General features: G+C 45.3%; 7 protein-coding genes. 6 read left to right on the forward strand and 1 reads right to left on the reverse strand.

What is annotated here, in order from left to right; all coding sequences use genetic code 11:
- The first annotated feature begins 275 nt into the window (after nucleotides 1-275).
- From pflB to PPOP_RS14125, 6 genes are all read left to right on the forward strand, one after another.
- On the forward strand, nucleotides 276-2,534 hold the full coding sequence (pflB, locus tag PPOP_RS14100) for a formate C-acetyltransferase (protein WP_042228948.1): 2,259 nt from the start codon (nucleotides 276-278) through the stop codon (nucleotides 2,532-2,534).
- Between the two features lie 39 nt (nucleotides 2,535-2,573).
- On the forward strand, nucleotides 2,574-3,308 hold the full coding sequence (gene pflA / locus PPOP_RS14105; RefSeq protein ID WP_042228951.1) for a pyruvate formate-lyase-activating protein: 735 nt from the start codon (nucleotides 2,574-2,576) through the stop codon (nucleotides 3,306-3,308).
- Nucleotides 3,309-3,551: 243 nt separating this feature from the next.
- Nucleotides 3,552-4,073, forward strand: a complete 522-nt coding sequence (locus PPOP_RS14110; RefSeq protein ID WP_042228964.1) for an ABC transporter permease — start codon at nucleotides 3,552-3,554, stop codon at nucleotides 4,071-4,073.
- A 533-nt stretch (nucleotides 4,074-4,606) separates the two neighbouring features.
- Nucleotides 4,607-6,805 carry an insecticidal delta-endotoxin Cry8Ea1 family protein gene (locus PPOP_RS14115; protein WP_006287184.1) on the forward strand — a complete coding sequence of 733 codons (2,199 nt, stop codon included), beginning with the start codon at nucleotides 4,607-4,609 and terminating at the stop codon, nucleotides 6,803-6,805.
- A gap of 246 nt (nucleotides 6,806-7,051) precedes the next feature.
- Nucleotides 7,052-7,342 carry a transposase gene (locus PPOP_RS14120; protein ID WP_006287185.1) on the forward strand — a complete coding sequence of 97 codons (291 nt, stop codon included), beginning with the start codon at nucleotides 7,052-7,054 and terminating at the stop codon, nucleotides 7,340-7,342.
- Between the two features lie 47 nt (nucleotides 7,343-7,389).
- On the forward strand, nucleotides 7,390-8,226 hold the full coding sequence (locus PPOP_RS14125; protein WP_234399846.1) for an IS3 family transposase: 837 nt from the start codon (nucleotides 7,390-7,392) through the stop codon (nucleotides 8,224-8,226).
- 27 nt (nucleotides 8,227-8,253) lie between these two features.
- On the opposite strand, the gene PPOP_RS14130 is transcribed toward PPOP_RS14125, so the two are convergent.
- Nucleotides 8,254-8,442, reverse strand: coding sequence for a hypothetical protein (locus PPOP_RS14130; RefSeq protein ID WP_006287187.1), 189 nt, complete (start codon nucleotides 8,440-8,442; stop codon nucleotides 8,254-8,256).
- Between the last annotated feature and the right edge of the window lie 650 nt (nucleotides 8,443-9,092).

Below are 9,092 nucleotides of genomic sequence, written 5' to 3' on the forward strand. Positions count from 1 at the left end.
GTGACTAATATCACAACGAAAGTACGTGATAGGAGGTACAATTAGGGTGCAGCAAGATAGAGGCTGCAGTGCAGCGGCGACGCTGCGTTAGCCACTCAGGCAGGAAAAAGGCGGGCAGTTATCGAAGTAGAAGGCGGAACATAACGGCCGCATACCCTTAAACGTGAAATTCATCACAGCATAGTAAGGTTAAGGTTAAGGATAGAAAGAACCATGTTGGGTGGCGCCTTCTGTTGTCAGCACATACGAAAAGTAAACAGTATGGAGGGATTACGATGTCGGTGATGGAACGTAATAACACAGAAGCAAAAGGATGGCGTGGATTCAAAACGGGAAAATGGCAAAATCACGTGGATGTGCCAAATTTTCTGGAGAACAACATCCAGCCTTATCATGGTGATGAATCTTTCTTGGTCGGACCAACCCAGAACACGAAAGATCTATGGGATATCGTAAGCCAATTGTCGAAGGAAGAGCGTGAACGCGGCGGCGTGTGGGATGTCGATGTCCATACGCCATCGACAATTACCTCGCATAAGCCAGGCTATTTGGATAAGGATAAAGAGAAAGTGGTCGGCGTGCAGACCGATGCTCCGTTCCGCCGTTCCATCCAGCCGTTCGGCGGCATCAAGATGATGATTGACGCTTGCAAAGCGTATGGCTTCGAAATGCCGGAAGAAATTATCAAGATGTTCACAGATATTCGCAAGACGCATAACCAAGGCGTATTTGATGCATATACTTCTGACATGCGCATGGCCCGCAAAGCCGGCATCATTACTGGCTTGCCGGACGCATACGGGCGCGGACGCATTATCGGCGACTACCGCCGCGTCGCATTGTACGGGGTAGATTTCCTTATTAAGATGAAGCAGAAGGATCTAAAGGATCTGGAAGTTGACGTCATGACAGATGACGTTATCCGCGACCGCGAAGAGCTGTCGGAGCAGATCCGGGCGCTGCAGGAATTGAAGCAATTGGCTGAAATGCACGGTTTCGACATTTCCAAGCCGGCGCAACATGCGAAGGAAGCTTTCCAATCGGTCTACTTCGGTTACTTGGCCGCGATCAAAGAGCAGAACGGTGCGGCAATGTCGCTCGGACGCGTATCGTCTTTCCTCGATATTTATGTCGAACGGGATCTGGAGGAAGGAACGCTGACCGAAGAAGAAGCCCAAGAGCTGGTCGACCATTTCGTCATGAAGCTCCGTATCGTCAAATTCCTGCGTACGCCGGACTATAATGATTTGTTCAGCGGCGACCCTACATGGGTAACCGAATCGATCGGCGGCATGGCCGTGGACGGCTCAACCCGCGTCACGAAGAACAGCTTCCGCTTCCTGCACACCCTGTACAATCTCGGACCGGCCCCAGAGCCGAACCTGACGGTGCTGTGGTCGACGAAGCTTCCGGAAGCATTCAAAAAATATTGTTCCAAAGTATCGATCGAGACGAGTTCGATTCAGTATGAGAACGATGATCTGATGCGCCCAATCTATGGCGATGATTACGGTATCGCCTGCTGCGTATCCGCGATGCGCATCGGGAAGCAAATGCAATTCTTCGGCGCCCGCGCCAACTTGGCGAAATGTCTGCTGTACGCGATTAATGGCGGCAAGGACGAGAAGATGGGCGTGCAGGTCGGACCGGAGCTGCCTCCAATTACGAGCGAAGTGCTGGATTACGACGAAGTCGCCAAGCGGTTCAAGCAGATGATGGAGTGGCTGGCGAAGCTGTACATGAACACGCTGAATGTCATCCACTATATGCATGATAAATACAGCTACGAGCGCATCGAAATGGCATTGCATGACCGTGAAATTTTGCGGACAATGGCATGCGGCATCGCGGGCCTGTCGGTTGCAGCCGACTCGCTTAGCGCCATCAAATACGCGAAGGTTAGACCGATTCGCAACGAGCAAGGCATCGCGGTGGACTTCGAGACAGAAGGCGAATATCCTTGCTACGGCAACAATGACGACCGCGTTGACAGCATCGCGATCGACCTGGTGGAATCGTTCATGAATATGATTCGGAAGCATCATGCCTACCGCAATGCGCTCCCAACCCAATCCGTATTGACGATTACGTCGAACGTCGTCTATGGGAAGAAGACCGGTACGACGCCGGATGGACGCAAAGCGGGCGAGCCGTTCGCTCCAGGAGCGAACCCAATGCACGGCCGCGACCGCAAAGGAGCGCTGGCATCGCTCAGTTCCGTCGCGAAGCTGCCTTATGAGCATAGCCTTGACGGCATCTCGAACACGTTCTCCATCGTGCCGAAGGCGCTCGGCAAGGAGCTCGAATCGCGCAAGTCGAACTTGACGTCGATGATGGACGGCTATTTCAGCAGCAAGGGGCATCACTTGAACGTCAACGTGTTCGCTCGCGAGCAGCTGCTTGACGCGATGGAACATCCGGAAAATTATCCGCAATTGACGATTCGCGTATCCGGATATGCGGTCAACTTCATCAAGCTGACGCGCGAGCAGCAGCTCGATGTGATTAACCGCACATTCCACGGCAGCATGTAATTAGATTTGTGAACCGGAAGAGAAGGGACCGTGAGCGACATGATGGGACGCATTCACTCCGTAGAAACGTTCGGAACAGTAGATGGGCCAGGTATCCGCTTCATTCTGTTCATGCAGGGCTGCGCCCTGAAGTGCAAATATTGCCACAACCGGGATACGTGGGATCTGAACAACGGCACCGAGATGTCCGTAGAAGAAGCGCTCGCGGAGATCGAGACTTATCTTCCCTATTATCGCAGCTCCGGCGGCGGCTTGACGGTATCGGGCGGGGAGCCGACATTGCAGGCAGCTTTCGTGAAGGAACTGTTCAAGCAGGTGAAGAAGCATTGGAACTTGGCGACGGCGCTTGATACGAACGGCGTTAACGACGTGACGAAGCTGAGCGAACTGTACGACCTCACCGATCTGGTGCTGCTCGATATCAAGCATATCGACAATGACAAGCACTTGGCCTTGACCGGCGTGCCGAATACGCGCACCCTGGAGACAGCGCGCTGGCTGTCAGACCACGGCAAGAAGATGTGGATCCGGCATGTGCTCGTGCCGACGATGAACGACGATGAGCAGGATCTACGGAATCTTGGCCGCTTCATCGGCTCGCTGCAAGGCGTCGAGAAGGTGGATGTGCTGCCATACCATCAGATGGGGATATATAAATGGGAGCAGCTCGGCGAGAAGTACCCGCTGGAAGGCATTCCGTCGCCGACGGCGGAAGAAGCGGAGCGGGCTCAGCGGCTGATTGAACAGGGCCGGGCCGAAGCTCTAACGAACTGAATAGCTATAGCAATGCGACGTGCAGTGTCCTTTGAAACGCAAAGGGCCTGCACGTTTTTATGTTGGAGAAGGGGGAACGAGCAGCAGTTTCATTCTGTCCTTCCCATTTACCGTAAAGGCGCCCGATTTCAATCGTTTGCCGCTGGCTACGATAAAAGCGGAGAACTTTTTAATACGCATAGCATAAGATACAACGTACTCCAAATAAAACTTATCATAACGATGGAAGGGAGGGATAACCACTTGAACACAAAGCGTGAGGATTCCCTTTATAATCAGTTAGAGTCAGCGACCCATTGTTCCGAAAAAAAACAAAAGGTTCCGTTCTGTTGCGTCGTCTCCATTCCTCATGGATTTGAACTCGTATCTCCAGCTCATCCTAAGATGGCATACAATCTTGACTGCCTAGCCACAATCAAAGAGACGTGCCGCAAAACGGTGCAGGTCGAAGACTGTGGCCATGCCGAAGTCGATTTACACGTGTTAAAGGTCAAAGGCTGCATTCCTTTTCTTATCAATATTGAAGTCAAACCAAAGGGGAAGCGGGAAAAATGTTTTACTGAGCCCCATGCCAAAGAAATCTCACTTTGTTGTGAGGGGAGTGTATGTGTAGATCATGTACTCAAGTGTAGTGTCGGAAGTTTACCCGATGTTCATATCGATTGTCAATATGTGACGGTATGTGATCTACACCTGAGCCCCGCTCATGAGGGAGCTTGTCAGTTTGTGAAGATTACTGGGGAATTTCAGTTTTATTCTATGTAAAGTTAGGTACAAATGTTGTTGCTCAACACCCATTATTATTTATTAAGGGGGAACAACTATATAGTACTGAAATGCTTAAATAACCAAACAGTTAGCGTTGCAGAACCTTTCCGGAATAGGTTCACTTCAAAAGCTTGGCTATGGTCTGGTTGAAGTAGTGAATAAAAGCAAGTATCTGCTCCTTCAAATCTTGAGTCGAAGGAAAGTTGCCTCTACGGAGGAGTCGCCGAACCAGAATGCTAAAGGACTGTGGACGAAAGAGCAACTGCGAGCATTTATCCAAGAGACCCGGTTACCGCTCAGGGATGCACAGACTTGTTCGCAGAAACGTTGCACAAAATGCTGGAGGCCGGTGCTCTCCACAACTTTTGCACAGAAAGTATCTGTGCCCCCTATACGTGAAGATCACTGCCAGTTTGTTAAAGTTACGCACCACTTTTATGTACAGGATCTGTAAAAAGAAAAACACGCTGGTATGACCCGAGACGGTTGGGACGGATTGGAATCCCCATAATATTAAGGAGGATCTTGATATGAACATGAACAATAACAATAACTTTAATGCAAATACTGTAAGCGGAAATAATGTGTACACTAACTGTATTGGAAATACCGCAAGCGGAAATACGATGAACAACAACTTTAATGGAAATCAAAATTTCCTAAGCAGTACTGCTATACCTTCGGCAAATAATAATATTATTTGTAATGAACCTGTTCCTAATTGTTTAGATCCAATAAATAACGAAATTATTCGTGGTGACTTAGTTACGAATGGTTTAACTCCTATAGATAACAATGTTATATGTGATTCTGATTTTATTCCCATAAATGCAAAGAGAAAAGATCCTTTTCGTAGTAGAACAACACAAGAAATAATGAGAGAATGGACAGAATGGAAAGAAAATAGTTCTTCTTTGTTTATAACACCAATTGTAGGTGTCGTTACCAGTACCCTTCTTAATGCATTAAAACAAGTAGGACAGAAGAGACTTTTAACACTATTGACAGACCTTTTATTTCCAAATAACAGTACATCAATGATGGAGGAGATTATACGAGCCACACAAGAATATGTTCAGCAACAGCTTGATACTTCAACCTGGAATCGTGTGAACCAGGAACTCGTAGGTTTGAAAAATAGCTTACAAACCTTTAACGACCAAGTCAATGATTTTTTACAAAATAGAGTTGGGATTTCACCAGCTGCAATTATAGATTCAATTAATACCATGCAACAAGTATTTGTTAATAGATTGCCACAGTTCCAAGTACGTGGCTATGAAGTATTATTGTTACCTTTATTTGCACAAGCGGCCAATCTTCATTTAACTTTTATACGAGATGTTATCATTCATGCTGATGAATGGGGTTTATCCAAAGCTCAATTAGACACGTATAAGCGATATCTTAAAGAATATGTAGCAGAGTATTCAAATTATGCTCTATCCACCTATGATAAGGAATTTAGAGCAAGATTTTATCCAAGAGCTACTTTAGAAAACATGCTACAATTTAAAACGTTTATGACAATAAATGTACTAGATTTTGTTTCAATTTGGTCATTGCTTAAATATGTAAACCTATATGTAAGCACAAGTGCAAATTTATATAATATAGGCGATAATAAGGTGAATGAGGGGGAATATTCGATCTCCTATTGGCCGTTCTTTAACTCTTATATTCAGACAAGAGCGAATTATGTATTGTCTGGTGTATCAGGGTATGCCATACGTTGGACTTATAATAATCCTATCTTTGGACGATACATTCAAGATAGACTTAATAATATTACCGCCTCTTATATCGGTGGGGTAAATGGACCACAAATTGGCCAACAGCTTTCTACAACCGAACTCGATCAACTAGTACAACAACAAGCTAGAGCTGATATACCAGTAGACTTTACGCAGATCCCAATCAATTGTACACTACGAAATCCGTTAGAAGTACCCTATTATGCTACTCGATTCAATGAATTAACTTCATTGGGGACAGCGGGAGTTGGCGGATTCGTTCGTAGTGACGTCTTTATAAGTAATGATAGTGTGTGCGGTCTTGGAACCAACTATTCTAGTGGTCAGACATTTTATCCAGATTATTATATTACAAATATTTCTGCAACTGTACAAGTAAACGGAACAAATACAGATATAAGTCCGTTATATTTTGGAGAAAATAGAGCCATAACTTCTACTAATGGTGTAAATAAAGTGATCGCTATTTATAATAGGAAAACCAATTATGATGATTTTACAAATATACGTGGTACCATAGTCCATGAAGCACCTACAGATAGTACCGGTTTTACTATATCTCCATTGCATCTGGATACAGTCAACATCAATTCATATTTGTATATTCAAGAAAATTATGGGAATAATGGTGATTCACTGCGAGTAATTAACAGGGCTATAATAAAGTATAGACTTAGCGCAGCTCGTTCAGTTATATACAGATTAGTTTTAAGAGTATCTGGAACTGCATCAAGTATAGTTGCAATATATGAGAATTATCCTGTAGGATCAGCAAATCAGATCAATACAGGTACTGACAACGAAGGAGTTATAGACAATGATTCAAAATTTATAGATTTAATTTTTAATACGCCTTTTTCTGTATCAGGAACGGCGAGAGAATTGCAGTTACAAGTTTCCGGGGCAACTACATCTAGTCCCCTTGATATAATGAATATCATCTTGATTCCAATAAATGATGTTCCTCTTTATTAAACCTTAAATTTTATATTTACTTTTGTCTTTGAGTAAGTATTCGATACGGGTCAACAAATAAAAATATTTGTTGCATGAGTATATAGATTCCTAACAAGACACCATTTTCTCGCCTGCTTTTTCATCCACTTCCGAGAATTCAGGCGAGAGTTTGTTTCATTGTATTATGGAGTGCTACGATAAAAATGCAGTCGAAAAACCCCCTCATATGAAATAAAATGAAAGCTAACGAGGGGACGAGAGACAATGAATCGGTACGACAAAGCATTCAAAGAAGAAGCAGTAAGATTGAGCGATGAGATTGGACCAAAGAAAGCCGCCGAGCAGTTAGGCGTATCCTACTATACCTTGCAGGAATGGAGAAAGCGAAGAACCCTGCACGGCGACGGAGCGCATATCGGGAGCGGTCGGACTTATGCATCTGCCGATAAGACTGCGCGTGAAATCGAATTAGAAAGAGAAATAGGCGAGTTGCGCCGCGCGAATGAAATTCTCAAGGACGCACTCGGTTTTTTCGCAAAAGACCGGAAGCGGTAAAGGCATGCCAGCTCTATGCTTACATCCGTGAACGACGGGATCGATGGATCGTCAAGGAGATGTGCGAAGTACTTGCTGTCAGCGAATCGGGCTATTACCGTAGCTTGAAGCCCACACCCAAACAAGAGCGGCAGCAACGCCTTCTGGTCAACATTAAAGAAATCATTGGAGAACATGAAGACAACAGTAATTACGGTGTCCAGCGTATTCTGCTGGCGCTGTCACAAATAGATATCACGACCAGCTACAGTACCGTCTATCGAATTATGAAGAAGCACGGCCTGCTGAAGAAAGCCAAGCGTCATCCAAACGGCATTACACGCGAGGATGCCGCAGCTCAAAAGAGCGAGAACCTGATCCAGAGAGACTTCAGATCCTCAGCACCCAACCAAAAGTGGCTATCGGATATCACCGAAGTCCCTTGTTCAGATGGCAAGCTATATCTGTCCGCGGTACTGGATTGTTTCAACGGAGAGATCGTGGGCCTCGCCATGGACGACAACATGCGCAAGGAACTGTGCATCCAAGCTTTTGAGAACGCCTGTAAAGCAAGAAATGCTCGCGGAATGGTGTATCACAGCGATCGAGGCAGCCAATTCACGAGCCATGCATTCCGAGAGGGTCTGGCTAAACGAGGGGCCATTCAGAGCATGAGCGGCACAGGACGTTGCTATGACAATGCAAGGATGGAAAGCTTTTTTGCTACGCTAAAGAAAGAGAAGCTGTACAAGATCAACACGGAGCGCTATCCGATGGCCTATATTAAATCGATCATCTTCAGATACATCATGGTCTACTACAACAGACGGCGGATCTACACCTCTAATCCGGGGGGGTGGCCCCCAGCTATTTATCGCGAAAGAATGCTGTCACAAGCAGCTTAGTAACGGGATTTCTGTATTAGGGTGTTTTCAAACTGCACTTTTTTTGACAACTCCATTATTTGCCGAAGGTATAGCAGTACTGCTTAGGAAATTTTGATTTCCATTAAAGTTGTTGTTCATCGTATTTCCGCTTGCGGTATTTCCAATACAGTTAGTGTACACATTATTTCTGCTTACGGTATTTGCATTAAAGTTATTGTTATTGTTCATATTCATATCAAGAGCCTCCTTAATATTATGAGGATTCCAATCCATCCCAACCGTCTCGGGTCATACCAGCATGTTTTTCGTTTTACAGATCCTGTACATAAAAGTGGTGCGTAACTTTAACAAACTGGCAGTGCTCTTCACGTATAGGGGTCACAGATACTTTCTGTGCAAAGGTTGTGGAGAGCACCGGCCTCCAGCATTTCCTGCAACATTTCTGCGAACAAGTCTGTGCATCCCTGAGCGGTAACCGGGTTATTCTCTTGGATAAATGCTCGCAGTTGCTCTTTCGTCCACAGTCCTTTAGCATTTTGGTTCGGCGACTCCTCCGTAGAGGCAACTTTCCTTCTAAAGGAGCAGATACTTGCTTTTATTCACTACTTCAACCAGACCATAGCCAAGCTTTTGAAGTGAACCTATGCCGGTAAGGTTCTGCAACGCTAACTGTTTGGTTATTCAACATTTGTACCTAATTTTACATAGAATAAAACTGAAATTCTCCGCTAATCTTCACAAACTGACAGGCACCCTCATGAACGGGCCTCATCTGTAAATCACATACCGTCTGTTTATTGCATACTAAAAATGCCTAGAATTGCAGCGTAAAAGTGCTTAGATCAGATGCAAAAAAAAGGCACTTGTCAGCCCCTTACATTCCT

Source organism: Paenibacillus popilliae ATCC 14706, from assembly GCF_000315235.1.
GTDB lineage: Bacteria > Bacillota > Bacilli > Paenibacillales > Paenibacillaceae > Paenibacillus_B > Paenibacillus_B popilliae.

Coding starts and splice junctions, on each gene's coding strand:
- pflB (WP_042228948.1), top strand. CDS start 276: ATGTCGGTGATGGAACGTAATAACACAGAAGCAAAAGGATGGCGTGGA.
- pflA (WP_042228951.1), top strand. CDS start 2,574: ATGATGGGACGCATTCACTCCGTAGAAACGTTCGGAACAGTAGATGGG.
- PPOP_RS14115 (WP_006287184.1), top strand. CDS start 4,607: ATGAACATGAACAATAACAATAACTTTAATGCAAATACTGTAAGCGGA.
- PPOP_RS14120 (WP_006287185.1), top strand. CDS start 7,052: ATGAATCGGTACGACAAAGCATTCAAAGAAGAAGCAGTAAGATTGAGC.
- PPOP_RS14130 (WP_006287187.1), bottom strand. CDS start 8,442: ATGAATATGAACAATAACAATAACTTTAATGCAAATACCGTAAGCAGA.